This window comes from Pseudomonas sp. TE24901, assembly GCF_054058375.1.
In genome coordinates, this window is sequence record NZ_JBSSAF010000010.1 from 157,915 (window position 1) to 172,157 (window position 14,243).

Genomic DNA, 14,243 nt, shown 5'->3' on the forward strand with positions numbered 1-14,243 from the left:
TTAAGGCAAAAGACGGGCAGGCAGCAGGCGCATCAGCTGCGTGTCGAACCAGGCGACAAACGCCGGCGACGGCAGCGCATCCACTGCAAGGTACCACCAGTCGGGCCTGGCAAAGGCGCGGCACTTCACCGCGTCCTTTTCGGTCATGACCAGCGGCAATGACGGTGAAAAATTCAAGACCTCGGCGCTAAACGCCGCGTGGTCGGCGAACGCGTGGGGTATCGGCCGCCAGTGTAGCGTTTCAAGGGTATTGAAGAAACGTTGCGGGTTGCCGATGCCCGCCACCGCGTGCACCTGCTGGCCGGCAGGAAAATGGTCGACTGGCTGGCGCTCGCCGGTCTTGACGTTGATCAGCGCCGTGGGCAGCAGGCGAAAGGCAAAACCATCGTCACGGTCGGCGCCGGCGCCGTTGTAGAGCAGCGCATCGACGCTTTGCAAGCGCTCCACCGGTTCGCGCAGCGGCCCGGCCGGCAGGCAGCGGCGGTTGCCGAGGCCACGGGCGGCGTCGATCAGCACCAGTTCAAGGTCGCGAGCCAGACAGTAGTGCTGCAGGCCATCGTCGGAGAGGATCAGGTCCAGGGGTTCACTGGCCAGCAGCGCACGGACGGCGCGGCTGCGGTCGGGGTCAATCATCAGCGGCACGCCGCTGCGCTGCACGATCAACAACGGCTCGTCGCCAGCCACCTCGGCGCTGTGGCTGGCCTCGACCCGCCACGGCAAGTGCGGCGGCGTGGCGCCATAACCCCGGCTAACCACGCCGACACGCAGGCCGCTGCGCTGGCAGTGTTCGATCAACCACAGGATCAGCGGCGTTTTGCCGGTGCCGCCCACGGTGATATTGCCCACCACCACTACCGGCACCGGTGACTGGTAGATCGACCCCTCGCCGGCCAGGAAGCGTGCACGCTTGCGTTGCACCACGTGGCGATACAGGGATTCCAGCGGCCGCAGCAGCGTGAGCGCCGGATGGCCTTCGTACCAGGCCTTGAGCAAACGATCGGACATGGCCATCAGGGTTGGCTCGCCGCCTCGACGGTGGTCATGCGCAAATGGCTGAAACCGAGCTTGCCGGCCGCGTCCATTGCCGTGATCACCGCTTGATGCTGGGTCTTGCCGTCGGCACTGATCGACAGCGGCATCTTGGTATCGCCGCCGGATTCTTTCTGCAAGGCGTCCATCAGGCTGGTGAGGTCGTTTTTCTCCAGCAGGTGGTTATTCACCGAATACACACCGTCGGCGCTGATGGCGATGTCCAGTTGCTTGACCTCCTGGTCCTCGGCGGGCGAGCCACTCACCGCTTCCGGCAGGTCGACCCGCAGTTCGGTTTGCCGGGTAAAGGTGGTGGTAACGACAAAGAACAGCAGCAGGATAAACACCACGTCGATCAGCGACGCGAGGTTGATATCAACGTTTTCCCGTTGCTTGCGGCGAAATTTCACGCTTTGCCCTCGACCAGGTCCACATCACGGTCGCCCTGCACCACCTCAACCAGCTTGATGGCTTCTTGCTCCATGCCCACCACCAGCTCATCGATGCGCCGTTGCAGGAAGCGGTGGAAGAACACCGACGGAATACCCACCATCAGGCCCGCAGCCGTGGTGATCAGCGCCTTGGAGATACCACCGGCAAGCACCGCCGCGTTGGTGGTCATGCCCGAGCCCATGAACGAACTGAAGATGTCGATCATGCCCAGCACCGTGCCAAGCAACCCCAGCAGCGGCGCCATGGCGGCGATGGTGCCAAGGGCGTTGATGTAGCGCTCCAGCTCATGGATGACCCGGGCGGCGGCCTCTTCGATGCACTCCTTCATGATCTCGCGACCGTGCTTGGAGTTGGCCAGGCCCGCGGCGAGGATTTCCCCCAGGGGTGAATTGGCGCGCAGTTCCTTGAGTTTGTCCTTGTCCAACTGTTTGTTCTTGATCCAGGCCCAGACCTGCCCCAGCAAATGCTCGGGCGTGACGCGGCTGGCGCGCAGGGTCCACAGGCGTTCGGCAACGATGCCGAGTGCGGCGATGGAGCTCAAGATGATCGGCAACATCATCCAGCCGCCGGATTTGACCAATTCCCACACAGTGAATGTCCCCTCGAAAAAGTGCGCCACTTTACCATATAGGTTCGCTGGCTGGGTTTGTCGGCCATAGGCCCGCCCGTCGCAGTACGTGGCCTTGGGCAATGCACCGCTAGGGTAAGGGTTCGCGCCAGAAGCGACGTTGACTGCGCGCAACAACCGGTGGCTGGAAAGCGCCCAACTGCAGGCGCACCGCGCCCTGTTCCGCACTGTCATAGAGCTGGCTGCCCAACGCCCGGTAACGTTCGATGACCTGGGCGTGGGGATGGCCGAACGCATTGCCACGGCCCCGTGAAATCAGCACTGACTTGGGCGCGAGCCGCTGCACGAAAGGCCAGGAGGAAGAGCTGTGGCTACCATGGTGCGGCGCCTGCAGCCAATCGACAGGCGCCGCCAAGGGTGAGCGCAGGAAGATGCGCTCGGCAGCACGGTCGATATCCCCCGTGAGCAACAGGCGCTCTCCACTGGCCTCGATCAACAATACGCAGGACTTGGCATTACCAGAAATAGCATCGGGCCACTGCCATAATTCGAACGACACTCCATCCCATGTCCATTGCTCACCGCTGATACAGGGTTGCGTGCCGAGAAACGCCGGTAAACCTGTGGTCTCCCCGCCCACCACTCGCTGGACGGGCAGCCCTCGCGCAACCGCCGCCGCACCACCGGCGTGATCGGCATCGGCATGGCTAATCAGCATCAGGTCCAACTGCCTTACTCCGAATTTTTTCAGCGAAGGCAGCACGACACGGGCGCCCAGATCGGAATCTCCCACCCGGGGGCCCGCGTCGTAAATCAGGGTGTGATGGCGCGTACGCAAGATCAACGCCTGCCCCTGTCCGACATCCAGTTGCACCACGTCCACTTGACCGTGGGGCACCAGTGTCCTCGGTGGAAATACTGCCAGCATCAGCATCGGCCATCCCAGCAGCCGAAACGGAACGCCCTTGGGCAACAACAGCAACACAGCACCTGCCACGCTGACCAGCCAATAGCCCAAAGGCACTTCGGCCGGTACCCAGGCTGGCAAGTGCCCGGCGAGCAATGCCAGCCCCCGGAACAGCCCATCCAGCGCCCCACCCGCCAACCACAGCAGCCCTTCTCCCACCCACGGCACCACCAACAATGCGGTGCCCAAAAGAGCCAGGGGCAACACCACCAGACTGATCCACGGCACGGCAAATAAATTGGCCACTGGAGCACTGAGACTGATCGGCAGCCCAAGTACGAGCAGCAGGGGGAACAGGCCGATGGCAATCAACCATTGCGGGCGGGTCCACAGTTGCCAGACGCTCCAACGCCCCAAACGCCCGCCGAAGCTCAGGGCCAACACCGCGACTGCTGCAAACGACAACCAGAACCCCGGCTGCAAGCTCGCCAGCGGTTCAAGCAGCAGCACGCCGTTGAATGCCAGCAATAACGGCCACCCGATCCCCAGATGCCGGAAGCGCAAACGCCACAGCAAGACCAGGCCCACCATCACGCACGCGCGCTGTACCGGCACGCCGAACCCCGCGAGCAAGCCATAACCCAGCGCCGCGGCAAACGCCAAGCCACAGGCCCACGGCAGCCACGGCACCGTTCGCGGCCAGGCGCCATAACGCGCCAGGCCGGCCACCAGGCCATAGATCAGCCCCGCCAACAAGCCGATATGCTGACCGGAAATCACCAACAGATGCACCGTGCCGGTGTCTTGCAGCACGCGCCAGTCTTCGGCCTCAAGCCCGGAACCGTCCCCCAGTACCAGCGCCGCCAGGCCCGCTTCACGACCTTGGGCGTCCACCGCCATCAGCCGTTGGCGCAGAGCGTCGCGCCAGGCATTACGCGCCGGCGCCAGGCGTTCGCCATCCTTGACCGAGCCGGTGGCACCCATGCGCTGGGCCAGCAACCAGGCCTCGTAATCAAAACCATGAAAGTTGAGCAACCCCGAGGGACGCTTGAGCGTAATTGCCAAGCGCCAGCGTTCGCCGCTTTTGACCGGCGGGCCGCCCCGCCAGGACACTCGGATACGCTTGGGCAATCGGGCGTTGCGCGACCGACTGTCGGCCAACTCGAAGCGCACGCCGTTACCGCTCTGTTGCGGCAACCCGACCACACGCCCCTCCACCCAGCGCGTCTGCCCGTCCAACACGGGCTTGAGGCGGTCATCCAATGCCCACTGCGCGCTGATGCACGCCCAGCTCAACCCCAGCAGAAAGAACGCCAGCGGGTAGGTGCGAAACGGCAGCAGCATCAACGCCAGCACCGGCATCACCAGCAACCCTGCGGTCGGGGGCAGTGCCGGTAGAAATCGCAAGGCCAGCAAGCCTAGCGCGAGGGCGAACATCCCGGTTCTCATGGAGCTTCCTTTTCAAAAGTTCCAATCAGTCTTAGCCGGACCCTCAGGGCGACCTATGATGTTTTGTCACAAAGTCTGAATTTTCTGTTTATAGAATGCGGGCATACTTGCCCCTCGAACTGACCTGGACCCCTTATGCCCCGGCGCTTATTCAAACGGTACATGCCCGATCCCAGCAGTATCAGGGAACACAAGTCATTACAGTTTCTCGGCACATTGCTGCATGACCCCAACCTCTGGCACCTGAATCGCCATTCCGTCGCGCGGGCCATGGCCGTGGGCCTGTTCGCAGCGTTCATCCCGATTCCCTTGCAGATGCTGCTGGCGGCCGTGCTGTCGATTGTCGTACGGGCCAACATGCCGATTGCCGTCAGCCTGGTCTGGCTGACCAACCCGATCACCATGCCGGTGGTGTTTATCTGCACCTACCTGACCGGTGCCTGGCTGATGAATGTGCCGCCACGCAGCCTGCCCGACAACCTCACCTGGGAGTGGATCAGCAGCCAGCTGAGTACACTCTGGCAGCCTTTCCTGCTGGGTTCCGTGGTATTGGGGTTAGTGCTGGGAGCGCTGGCCTATTGCCTGACCATGATTTATTGGCGCTGGTGGGTGGCCCACCAGTGGAAAAAGCGCAAACAGCGTCGCGCCTGAGACCTCAACGGGCCAGCAAGCGCAGGTGTACCCGCAGGCCCGTTCCGGTATTTTCCGCCCATAAGCGACCACCCTGGCGTTGCACGGCGTTGCGGGCAATGCTCAGGCCCAGGCCGAACCCACCGTCACCGGGCCGTGACCCTTCCAGGCGGGTAAAGGGCGCAAAAATCCGCTCCAGGTCCTGCTCTGCGATGCCTGCGCCCTGATCCTCCAGCCACAGGTGCCAGTAGTCACCCTCACGGCACCCATCCAGTTTCACCAGACCGTGGGCGGGAGAATGGCGGATGGCATTGCGCAACACGTTCTCCAGGGCCTGGGCCAGTGCATTGAGGTTGCCGCGCACCCAGCACTCGGCCGGTAGCAGGCAAGGCATGCGCGACGCCGGCCAGTCACTCTCGAAACAGGCGTTTTCCCGCAGCATGTCCCACAGGGCCTGGACCTGGATATCCTCGTTGGGCAGCGGCGCCCTGTCACTGTCCAGCCACGCCAGTTGCAGGCTGTCTTCCACCAGGCGCTGCATGGCGTCCACTTCACGTGCCAGCCGCTCGCGCAACTGCGTCAGGTCCTGCTCACTGTCACAGGCCACCCTCAGGCGGCTCAAGGGTGTGCGCAATTCATGGGACATGTCCCGCAGCAGCTGCTGTTGCAGCACCACCGTGCCCTGCAGGCGCTCGGACATGTGGTCAAACGCCCGGCCCAGCTCGCCCAGTTCGTCCTGGCGGCTGGTGGCTTCGCGGGACATTCGGGTGTTGAGTTGATCGGCACGCCAGGCGTTGGCCTGCTCGCGCAACTGATTGAGGGGCATGATCAAGAGGCGGTAGAGGCCAATGCACAGCAGCAAGGTAAACAGGCCGGGGATCACGCCATTGGTGACCACTCGCCAGAACAGCTGGTAGCGCCCCGGCATAAACCGTTTTGGCAACTCGATGACCAGCGAGCCCGCGCCCGGGTCCATCGGGAACGGGATTTTCACCCAGGGCAGCCCCTTGACGTGCCGGCTCACCGGCCACTCCAACCCCCGCAGGAAGGTCAGCCGCTGGCTTTCCTTGTCGCTCAAGGGGGCGCTGCTGAGGGATTGCAGGTCATTGCCAATCACGCCGATCCACGTGGACTCGCGCTGGGACATGAGATAGAGCCAGGCATCCACACCCGCACTGCCCTGGGTGTTCCACGCCAGCTCGGCACCGGCGGCATAGCCCTTGAGGATCTCCCGTGATTCATCGGCCAGATAGGCGTTCTGCTCCTCCATGTAGCGGCCCCAGGACCAACTGAGCCAGATCATCAGCAAGCAGAAGGCAATCAACAGGCACGCCAGCTTCCAGAATAAGGAATGCTTGCCGGGCAGTCGTTTCAGCGCGCGCTCAAAGGCCTTCATCGTGACCGCTCAGCACATAGCCCTTACCCCACACCGTGCGCACTTCGCGCTCGCTGTAACCGATGGCCTTGAGCTTGCGGCGGATCTGGCTGATGTGCATGTCGAGGCTGCGGTCGTGGGGGGCGTAACCGCGTTGCAACACGTGCTGGTACAGGAAGGCTTTGCTGAGCACTTCGTCGGCATTGCGGTGCAGCGTTTCCAGCAGGCGGTATTCGCTGCGGGTCAAGCCGGCCCAATGGTCCTGGTAAAAGATGTCGCACAGTTCGTCGTCAAAACGCAGGGAACGCGCGTCGTCACGTGGCGCCAGGGCGATCGACAGCGGGCGACGGTCAAGGGCCACGCGGCGCAGGATGGCTTCGATGCGCACCCGCAACTCGATCATGCTGAACGGCTTGGGCAGGTAGTCATCCGCCCCCAGGCGAAAACCGCTGATGCGATCGGCTTCAGCGCCCAGTGCCGACATCAGGATCACCGGGATCGCATGGCTCTGGCGCAAGTGGGTGAGGATCGACAACCCATCCAGCCCCGGCAGCAGGATATCCATCAACACCACATCGAAGGCCTGGTCGCGGGCCATCTGCAGACCTTGCTGGCCATTCTGGCACCAGGTCACCTGAAAGCCACAGCGCCCCAAGTGCTCGTGGACATAGGCGCCCAGCACAGGGTCATCTTCGATGGTCAGGATACTGGGTAGGCCAACAGCTGCGGGATTCATTAGCGTCTGCAATTCATTCTCAATAGCCGATTATTCAAGATTAAACCGTCACAGGCAATCGCCACCGGGCACCGAATGGCCCGAAGATTGCCGCCCGTCAATAATTTGCGAGATTCCAGCCCGCGCAAATGGCTACACTGCGCAGGTGGTGCGGGCCGGATGCCTGCGCGGATAATCGAAAACACTGTGGTAGCAGGAGAGTGGCGTGCTTAGAAGAATGGGGATAAAAGGCCGCGTACTGTTGCTGACCTTATTACCGACCAGCCTGATGGCCCTGTTGTTGGGGGGCTATTTCACCTGGATGCAGCTCTCGGAGTTGCAGACCCAGCTGCTGCAGCGCGGTGAAATGATCGCCGAGCAACTGGCGCCGCTGGTGGCGCCGGCCTTGAGCGCCCGCAATACCGACCTGCTGGAGCGCATCGCCACCCAATCCCTGGAACAGCCGGACGTGCGCGCGGTGTCGTTCCTCAGCCCGGACCGTTCGCCCCTGGCCCACGCGGGCCCGACCATGCTCAACCAGCCGCCCGTCGGCAACAGTTCGCACCTGTTGCAGCGCACCGGCAACGACGCCACGCGCTACCTGCTGCCGGTATTTGGCCGCCACCGCAACCTGGCGGGAGAGCTGATCCCTGACGAATCCGACCGCCTGCTGGGCTGGGTCGAGGTTGAACTGTCCCACAATGGCATGCTGTTGCGCGGTTATCGCAGCCTGTTCGCCAGCCTGCTGTTGATCGCCATCGGGCTGGTCTGCACCGCAGCCCTGGCGCTGCGCATCAGCCGCACCATCAATTCGCCGATTGGCCAGATCAAGCAAGCCGTGGCCCAACTCAAGGACGGCAACCTGGAAACCCGCCTGCCACCGCTGGGCAGCCAGGAACTGGACCAACTGGCCTCGGGCATCAACCGCATGGCCGAAACCCTGCAAAATGCCCAGGAAGAACTGCAGCACAGCATCGACCAGGCCACCGAAGACGTACGCCAGAACCTGGAAACCATCGAGATCCAGAACATCGAGCTGGACCTGGCGCGCAAGGAGGCCCTGGAGGCCAGCCGCATCAAGTCGGAGTTCCTGGCCAACATGAGCCATGAAATCCGCACCCCGCTCAATGGCATCCTCGGCTTTACCCACCTGCTGCAAAAAAGCGAACTGTCGCCGCGCCAGCTCGATTACCTGGGCACCATCGAAAAGTCCGCCGACAACCTGCTGGGCATCATCAATGAAATCCTCGATTTCTCGAAGATCGAAGCCGGCAAACTGGTGCTCGACAGTGTGCCGTTCAACCTGCGGGATCTGCTGCAAGACACCCTGACCATCCTCGCTCCCGCTGCCCATGCCAAGCAGCTCGAACTGGTCAGCCTGGTGTACCGCGACACGCCGCTGGCGCTGGTGGGCGACCCGTTGCGACTCAAGCAGATCCTCACCAACCTGATCAGCAACGCGATCAAGTTCACCCGCGAAGGCACCATCGTTGCCCGGGCGATGATCGAAGACGAACAGGAAGACAGCGTACAACTGCGCATCAGCGTGCAGGACACCGGCATCGGCCTGTCCAACCAGGACGTGCGCGCGCTGTTCCAGGCGTTCAGCCAGGCCGACAACTCGCTGTCGCGCCAACCGGGTGGCACGGGCCTGGGGCTAGTCATTTCCAAGCGATTGATCGAGCAGATGGGCGGTGAAATCGGCGTGGACAGCACACCGGGCGAAGGCTCGGAATTCTGGATCAGCCTGAGCCTGCCCAAGACCCGCGACGACGTTGACGACCTGCCCTCCCCGCCGCTGCTCGGCCGGCGCGTGGCGGTGCTGGAAAACCACGAACTGGCGCGCCAGGCCTTGCAGCACCAACTGGAAGACTGCGGCCTGGAAGTCACCCCGTTCAACACCCTGGAAAGCCTGACCAACGGCATCACCAGCGCCCATCAGACCGAGCAGGCCATCGACTTGGCCGTGCTCGGCGTGACCGCCAATGACATCCCGCCCGAGCGCCTCAACCAGCACTTGTGGGACCTCGAACACCTGGGCTGCAAGGTGCTGGTGCTGTGCCCGACCACCGAGCAGATGCTGTTCAACCAGTCGGTGCCCAACCCCAACAGCCAATTGCAGGCCAAGCCGGCCTGCACACGAAAACTGCGCCGTGCCCTGGCCGATCTGATCAGCCCGCGCCCCCCACGCAGCGAGCCGGGCGAACCGCTGTCGAGCCGCGCACCGCGGGTGCTGTGCGTGGACGACAACCCGGCCAACCTGCTGCTGGTGCAAACCCTGCTCGAAGACATGGGGGCCAAGGTGCATGCCGTGGAAAGCGGATACGCGGCCATCGACGCGGTCAAACAGGAAACCTTCGACCTGGTGCTGATGGACGTGCAGATGCCCGGCATGGACGGCCGCCAGAGCACCGAGGCGATTCGCCAGTGGGAAAGCGAGCGCCACGGCACGCCGCTGCCCGTGGTGGCCCTTACCGCCCACGCCATGGCCAACGAAAAACGCGCCCTGCTGCAAAGCGGCATGGATGACTACCTGACCAAGCCCATCAGTGAGCGGCAATTGGCCCAGGTGGTACTGAAGTGGACCGGCCTGGCCCTGCGCAACCAAGGGCCGGAACGCTCGAACGACGGCTTGGGCCCCGGCCTGCAATTGCTGGTGCTCGACCACGAAGAAGGCCTGCGCCTGGCCGCCAACAAGTCCGACCTGGCCGCCGACATGCTTGCCATGCTGCTAGCCTCCCTGGAAGCCGACCGCGCGGCCATCACCGTTGCACGCGAGGCCAACGACAACAACGCGCTGATCGAACGTGTCCACCGCCTGCACGGCGCCACCCGTTACTGCGGCGTGCCGCAATTGCGCGCCGCCTGCCAGCGGGCCGAAACCCTGCTCAAGCAGGATGACGCCAAGGCCATGGCGGCGCTGGACGAGTTGGACATGGCGATTGCCCGGCTGGCCAGTGAGGCGCGGGTCAGCGCCTGACCCAGTTTTATGGCATGCGGGCTTGTGTGGGAGCGGGCTTGCTCGCGAATGCGGTCTTTCGGTCATGGATGTGTTGCCTGACCCACCGCTTTCGCGAGCAAGCCCGCTCCCACAGGTGGCAGGTGTCCACTTTTAATTTTGCAGGGAGCCCTTGTTATGCGCGTTATTCTTTTCAGCAGCCAAGCCTACGACCGTGACAGTTTTCTCGGTGAGCCGCTGCCTGCGGGCGTTGAGCTGCAATTCCAGCCCGCCCGGCTCAACCTCGACACCGTGGCCCTGGCCGAGCAGCACGAAGTGGTCTGCGCCTTCATCAACGACGACCTCAGTGCACCGGTGCTGGAGCAGTTGGCCAAGGGCGGCACGCGCCTGATTGCCTTGCGCTCGGCCGGTTACAACCATGTCGACCTGGCCGTCGCCAAGCGCCTGGGCCTGACCGTGGTGCGTGTCCCCGCCTACTCGCCCCATGCAGTCGCCGAGCACGCCGTCGCGCTGATCCTGGCCCTCAACCGGCGCCTGCACCGCGCCTACAACCGCACCCGCGATGGCGACTTCAGCCTGCACGGCCTGACCGGGTTCGACTTGGTCGGCAAGACCGTCGGCGTGGTCGGCACCGGGCAGATCGGCGCCACGATTGCCAAGATCATGGCTGGTTTCGGCTGCCAGTTGCTGGCCTATGATCCCTTCCCCAACCCACAGGTCCAGGCCCTGGGCGCCCGCTATGTGAGCCTGCCCGAACTGCTGGCCGAGGCGCAGATCATCAGCCTGCATTGCCCGCTGACCGCCGAAAGCAAACACCTGATCAACGCCAGCTCCCTGGCGCACATGCAGCCGGGGGCGATGCTGATCAACACCGGTCGCGGTGGCCTGGTGGACACTCCGGCGCTGATCGAAGCGCTCAAGGACGGCCAGCTCGGTTACCTGGGGCTGGACGTGTACGAGGAAGAAGCACAGCTGTTCTTCGAGGACCGCTCCGACCTGCCCCTGCAAGATGACGTACTGGCGCGCCTGCTGACCTTCCCCAACGTGATCATCACCGCTCACCAGGCGTTCCTCACCCGCGAGGCCCTGGCCGCCATTGCTGGCACCACACTGGCCAACATCAGCGCGTGGGCCGACGGCCAGCCGCAGAACGTCGTGCAAGGATGATCAGCGGTCACATACCAGGCTCATGATGGGCGGGCACCCGTGATAGGATGCCGCGCCTATTTGGAGGATCCATGGCCGAACACGATTTCCGCTTCAGCTTGCTGAGCCCGCAACACACCCTGATCGAATGCCGCGCCCTGGTGCCGGGCCGTTACCAGGTCACCGGCAACGGTGGCGCGATCAAGAACGGCGACGTTCTGATCGTCACCCTGCGCGGCAGTAAAACCCTGTCGATGCGCCTTACCGTCGAAGGTGACGCGCGCTACTCCATCCGCCCTGCGGGCCAATGGGTCGCCATGGCCCAGGGGCCGAAATTCGGCGAACTGGAGATTCACACCTGGAAGGTCAACTGCGACAGCTGCGACAGCGTGCTGGAGTTTGAATTTGCGGTCGAAACCAAGCTGACCAAAGAGCCCCTGCAACCGGCGGCCAATGCGCGCATCAAGGAATTGGGCTGGGCCAGCGAAGGCGACCAGCACCGCTGCCCGAAATGCCAGCAGGCCGCACAATGAAAGGCCTGCTTCTGCTCGCCGCCGTCGGGGCAGGCCTTGCCGGCTGTGCCGGGGACGCGGTCAAGCTCAAGCAGGACCACAGCTACGTGGTGGAGTGGATCGGTGAGCGGCCGTTGATGGACTACGCGCACCTGACCGTCACCCTCGGCGCCGATGGCCGCGCTTACGGCAACGGCGGCTGCAACCACTGGTTCGCGCCCTACACCGTCGATGGCGACAAGCTCAGCTTCGGCAAGATCGGCAGCACCCGCAAGCTCTGCGCCGAGGCCCTGATGGAGCAGGAACACCGCTTCTTCCAGGCCTTGCAAGGCGTGCAGCGCTGGGACATTTCACCGATCGAGCAGACGCGTTTCTGGCCGGCCGATGGCATGCCGATCCGCCTGTGGCTCGAAGAAGGCTGATACACCTTCCCCTGTATGTAGGGCCCGCTCCCACAGGGGTTATGTGTTGTTGATTTATCCGCGCAGGGCCTTGAGCTTGGCCAGCACCCCTTCCGCCGTCTGCTCACCCATCAACTGCTCGCGCACCTTGCCCTTGTTATCGATGATGTAGGTCACCGGCAACGCTTCGCTGCGCGGGATATCGAAAATCTCTTCCGGGTTCTGCGCCAGCACGGTGAACTTGATCCCCAGCTTCTCGCTGGCGGCCTTGAGTTCTTCACCTTGCACATTGTCGAAGTTGACCCCGAACACCCCTACCTTCTGCGCTTTCAGCTGCTCGGCCAGGGCATTGAGCTCCGGGATTTCCGTGCGGCACGGGCCACACCATTCGGCCCAGTAGTTGACCACCACCCACTGCTTGTCCAGGCGCTCGGCCGCCACTTTCTGGCCATATTGGTCAACGCCGTAATCGTTACCGCAGCCGCTGAGCAGCAGGGTTGTGATGATCGCCAATGCACCGATCAGTCGCCTTGTCATGGGGTAATCCTTCGCAAAAATGAACGTTGGCTGCGACCTATCGCCTCTTACGGTTTAAGGACGGGGCGCAGCCCGGGTAGAATACCCGCCACCTTACGCAAGATGCGACCCGCACATGACCGATCTGACGCTTTATCACAACCCGCGCTGCTCGAAATCCCGCGGTGCGCTGGAACTGCTGGAAGCCCGTGGCCTCACCCCGACCGTGGTGCGCTACCTGGAAACCCCACTGGGCGCGGCGCAATTGAAGGCCCTGCTGGCCAAGCTCGGCCTCAGCGCCCGCCAATTGCTGCGCACTGGCGAAGACGAATACAAAACCCTCAACCTGGCCGACACCAGCCTCAGCGAAGCGCAATTGATTGCGGCCATCGCCGAGCACCCCAAGTTGATGGAACGCCCGATCCTGGAAACCGCCGACAAAGCCATCATCGGCCGCCCGCCGGAAAACGTGCTGGAGATCCTGCCGTGACGACGCCGTATGTGCTGGTGTTGTATTACAGCCGCAATGGCGCGGTGAGCGAAATGGCCCGGCAGATCGCCCGGGGCATCGAGCAGGCCGGGCTGGAAGCGCGCCTGCGCACCGTGCCGGCGATTTCCGCCGAGTGCGAGGCCGTGGCCCCCAGCATTCCGGACGAAGGCGCGCTGTATGCCAGCCTGGACGACTTGAAACACTGTTCGGGCCTGGCCCTGGGCAGCCCAACCCGCTTCGGCAACATGGCGGCGCCGCTCAAGTACTTCCTCGACGGCACCAGCAACCTGTGGCTCACCGGCGCCCTCGTCGGCAAGCCGGCCGGAGTGTTCACCTCCACCGCCAGCCTGCATGGCGGCCAGGAAACCACCTTGATGTCGATGCTGCTGCCGCTGCTGCACCACGGCATGTTGATCACCGGCCTGCCCTACAGCGAGCAAGCCCTGCTCGACACCCAGGGCGGCGGCACGCCCTATGGCGCCAGCCACCATTCGGGACCGGACGGCAAGCGCATGCTCGATCAGCATGAAATCACCCTGTGTCGCGCCCTGGGCCTGCGCCTGGCGAAAACCGCGATCCTGCTGGAGAACGGCCGTGGCCAGGAAGCCTAAGGTCCTGCCGCCCCAGGCGTGGCTGGAGCCACGGGTGAAAGTCGCCCGCATCTTGAGCCTGCTGGCGTTCCTGGGCCTGGTGGGGTTGTTGTGCGTGTATTACCTGTTCGTCGCCGACCTGCATGGCGCGCGGCCGTGGGTGATCCTGGTGATCGAATTGGTGCCGCTGCTGATCCTCGCGCCGGGGATGTTGCTCGGTAGCGCGCGCGGCTATTCGTGGATGTGCTTTGTGGTGAACCTGTATTTCATCAAGGGCGCGCTGGCAGCGTATGACCCGAACCGGCAGTGGTTCGGAGTACTGGAGATGTTGGCGAGCCTGGCGGTGTTTTGTACGGCGTTGCTGTATGTGCGGTGGCGGCATCAGCTCAATCGCCGGCTGGCTAAGCCTGTGGTGGCCTGAAGACCGCTATCGCCGGCAAGCCGGCTCCTACATTTGGAATGCATTCCCCTGTAGGAGCCGGCTTGCCGGCGATGGCATCACC

The 14,243-nt window shown here is 63.5% G+C and carries 15 protein-coding genes; 8 read left to right on the forward strand and 7 right to left on the reverse strand.

Annotated elements, in window-relative coordinates:
* From lpxK to ACVWVP_RS20875, 4 genes are all read right to left on the reverse strand, one after another.
* Complete coding sequence (lpxK, locus tag ACVWVP_RS20860; protein WP_457407753.1) at positions 1-1,011, reverse strand: tetraacyldisaccharide 4'-kinase; 1,011 nt, start codon at positions 1,009-1,011, stop codon at positions 1-3.
* Positions 1,011-1,439: an ExbD/TolR family protein gene (locus ACVWVP_RS20865; RefSeq protein WP_178918766.1), complete on the reverse strand. Its 429-nt coding sequence runs from the start codon at positions 1,437-1,439 to the stop codon at positions 1,011-1,013. The genes lpxK and ACVWVP_RS20865 overlap by 1 nt, the downstream gene beginning before the upstream one ends.
* Positions 1,436-2,071, reverse strand: a complete 636-nt coding sequence (locus tag ACVWVP_RS20870) for a MotA/TolQ/ExbB proton channel family protein (RefSeq protein WP_176995514.1) — start codon at positions 2,069-2,071, stop codon at positions 1,436-1,438. The genes ACVWVP_RS20865 and ACVWVP_RS20870 overlap by 4 nt, the downstream gene beginning before the upstream one ends.
* Positions 2,072-2,180: 109 nt before the next feature.
* A complete protein-coding gene (locus ACVWVP_RS20875; RefSeq protein WP_457407755.1) occupies positions 2,181-4,406 on the reverse strand; it encodes a ComEC/Rec2 family competence protein in 2,226 nt (741 codons plus the stop codon).
* A gap of 135 nt (positions 4,407-4,541) precedes the next feature.
* On the opposite strand from ACVWVP_RS20875, the gene ACVWVP_RS20880 reads away from it, so the two are divergent.
* On the forward strand, positions 4,542-5,057 hold the full coding sequence (locus ACVWVP_RS20880; RefSeq protein ID WP_178918768.1) for a DUF2062 domain-containing protein: 516 nt from the start codon (positions 4,542-4,544) through the stop codon (positions 5,055-5,057).
* 4 nt (positions 5,058-5,061) lie between these two features.
* Here ACVWVP_RS20880 and ACVWVP_RS20885 read toward each other — a convergent pair whose 3' ends face one another.
* Positions 5,062-6,432 (reverse strand): sensor histidine kinase, encoded by a 1,371-nt coding sequence (locus ACVWVP_RS20885; RefSeq protein ID WP_178918769.1) that lies wholly within the window; start codon positions 6,430-6,432, stop codon positions 5,062-5,064.
* Positions 6,419-7,147, reverse strand: coding sequence for a response regulator transcription factor (locus ACVWVP_RS20890; protein ID WP_457407756.1), 729 nt, complete (start codon positions 7,145-7,147; stop codon positions 6,419-6,421). The genes ACVWVP_RS20885 and ACVWVP_RS20890 overlap by 14 nt, the downstream gene beginning before the upstream one ends.
* 205 nt (positions 7,148-7,352) lie before the next feature.
* Here ACVWVP_RS20890 and ACVWVP_RS20895 point away from each other — a divergent pair, with 205 nt between their 5' ends.
* The 4 genes from ACVWVP_RS20895 (at position 7,353) to ACVWVP_RS20910 (ending at position 12,165) form a co-directional block, all read left to right on the forward strand.
* A complete protein-coding gene (locus ACVWVP_RS20895) occupies positions 7,353-10,106 on the forward strand; it encodes a response regulator (protein WP_178918771.1) in 2,754 nt (917 codons plus the stop codon).
* A 156-nt stretch (positions 10,107-10,262) separates the two neighbouring features.
* Complete coding sequence (locus ACVWVP_RS20900) at positions 10,263-11,252, forward strand: 2-hydroxyacid dehydrogenase (RefSeq protein ID WP_457407757.1); 990 nt, start codon at positions 10,263-10,265, stop codon at positions 11,250-11,252.
* Between the two features lie 71 nt (positions 11,253-11,323).
* Positions 11,324-11,764 (forward strand): hypothetical protein, encoded by a 441-nt coding sequence (locus ACVWVP_RS20905; protein ID WP_178918773.1) that lies wholly within the window; start codon positions 11,324-11,326, stop codon positions 11,762-11,764.
* On the forward strand, positions 11,761-12,165 hold the full coding sequence (locus tag ACVWVP_RS20910; RefSeq protein ID WP_178918774.1) for an META domain-containing protein: 405 nt from the start codon (positions 11,761-11,763) through the stop codon (positions 12,163-12,165). Before ACVWVP_RS20905 ends, ACVWVP_RS20910 begins: the two co-directional genes overlap by 4 nt.
* A gap of 54 nt (positions 12,166-12,219) precedes the next feature.
* Here ACVWVP_RS20910 and ACVWVP_RS20915 read toward each other — a convergent pair whose 3' ends face one another.
* A complete protein-coding gene (locus ACVWVP_RS20915; RefSeq protein ID WP_457407761.1) occupies positions 12,220-12,681 on the reverse strand; it encodes a redoxin domain-containing protein in 462 nt (153 codons plus the stop codon).
* Between the two features lie 115 nt (positions 12,682-12,796).
* Between ACVWVP_RS20915 and arsC the strand changes: the two genes are divergently transcribed.
* From arsC to ACVWVP_RS20930, 3 genes are read left to right on the forward strand one after another with little or no spacing between them, the layout of a single operon-like run.
* Positions 12,797-13,150, forward strand: a complete 354-nt coding sequence (gene arsC / locus ACVWVP_RS20920) for an arsenate reductase (glutaredoxin) (RefSeq protein WP_457407763.1) — start codon at positions 12,797-12,799, stop codon at positions 13,148-13,150.
* Positions 13,147-13,761, forward strand: coding sequence for an NAD(P)H:quinone oxidoreductase (wrbA, locus tag ACVWVP_RS20925; RefSeq protein ID WP_457407766.1), 615 nt, complete (start codon positions 13,147-13,149; stop codon positions 13,759-13,761). Before arsC ends, wrbA begins: the two co-directional genes overlap by 4 nt.
* Complete coding sequence (locus ACVWVP_RS20930; protein ID WP_457407768.1) at positions 13,745-14,161, forward strand: DUF2069 domain-containing protein; 417 nt, start codon at positions 13,745-13,747, stop codon at positions 14,159-14,161. The genes wrbA and ACVWVP_RS20930 overlap by 17 nt, the downstream gene beginning before the upstream one ends.
* The last annotated feature ends 82 nt before the right edge of the window (positions 14,162-14,243 follow it).

What these genes read in the sequence shown, in the direction of transcription:
- ACVWVP_RS20905 (WP_178918773.1), top strand. Translation starts at nt 11,324, where the DNA reads ATGGCCGAACACGATTTCCGCTTCAGCTTGCTGAGCCCGCAACACACC.
- ACVWVP_RS20915 (WP_457407761.1), bottom strand. Translation starts at nt 12,681, where the DNA reads ATGACAAGGCGACTGATCGGTGCATTGGCGATCATCACAACCCTGCTG.
- ACVWVP_RS20880 (WP_178918768.1), top strand. Translation starts at nt 4,542, where the DNA reads ATGCCCCGGCGCTTATTCAAACGGTACATGCCCGATCCCAGCAGTATC.
- ACVWVP_RS20900 (WP_457407757.1), top strand. Translation starts at nt 10,263, where the DNA reads ATGCGCGTTATTCTTTTCAGCAGCCAAGCCTACGACCGTGACAGTTTT.
- ACVWVP_RS20910 (WP_178918774.1), top strand. Translation starts at nt 11,761, where the DNA reads ATGAAAGGCCTGCTTCTGCTCGCCGCCGTCGGGGCAGGCCTTGCCGGC.
- ACVWVP_RS20875 (WP_457407755.1), bottom strand. Translation starts at nt 4,406, where the DNA reads ATGAGAACCGGGATGTTCGCCCTCGCGCTAGGCTTGCTGGCCTTGCGA.
- ACVWVP_RS20885 (WP_178918769.1), bottom strand. Translation starts at nt 6,432, where the DNA reads ATGAAGGCCTTTGAGCGCGCGCTGAAACGACTGCCCGGCAAGCATTCC.
- ACVWVP_RS20890 (WP_457407756.1), bottom strand. Translation starts at nt 7,147, where the DNA reads ATGAATCCCGCAGCTGTTGGCCTACCCAGTATCCTGACCATCGAAGAT.
- lpxK (WP_457407753.1), bottom strand. Translation starts at nt 1,011, where the DNA reads ATGGCCATGTCCGATCGTTTGCTCAAGGCCTGGTACGAAGGCCATCCG.
- arsC (WP_457407763.1), top strand. Translation starts at nt 12,797, where the DNA reads ATGACCGATCTGACGCTTTATCACAACCCGCGCTGCTCGAAATCCCGC.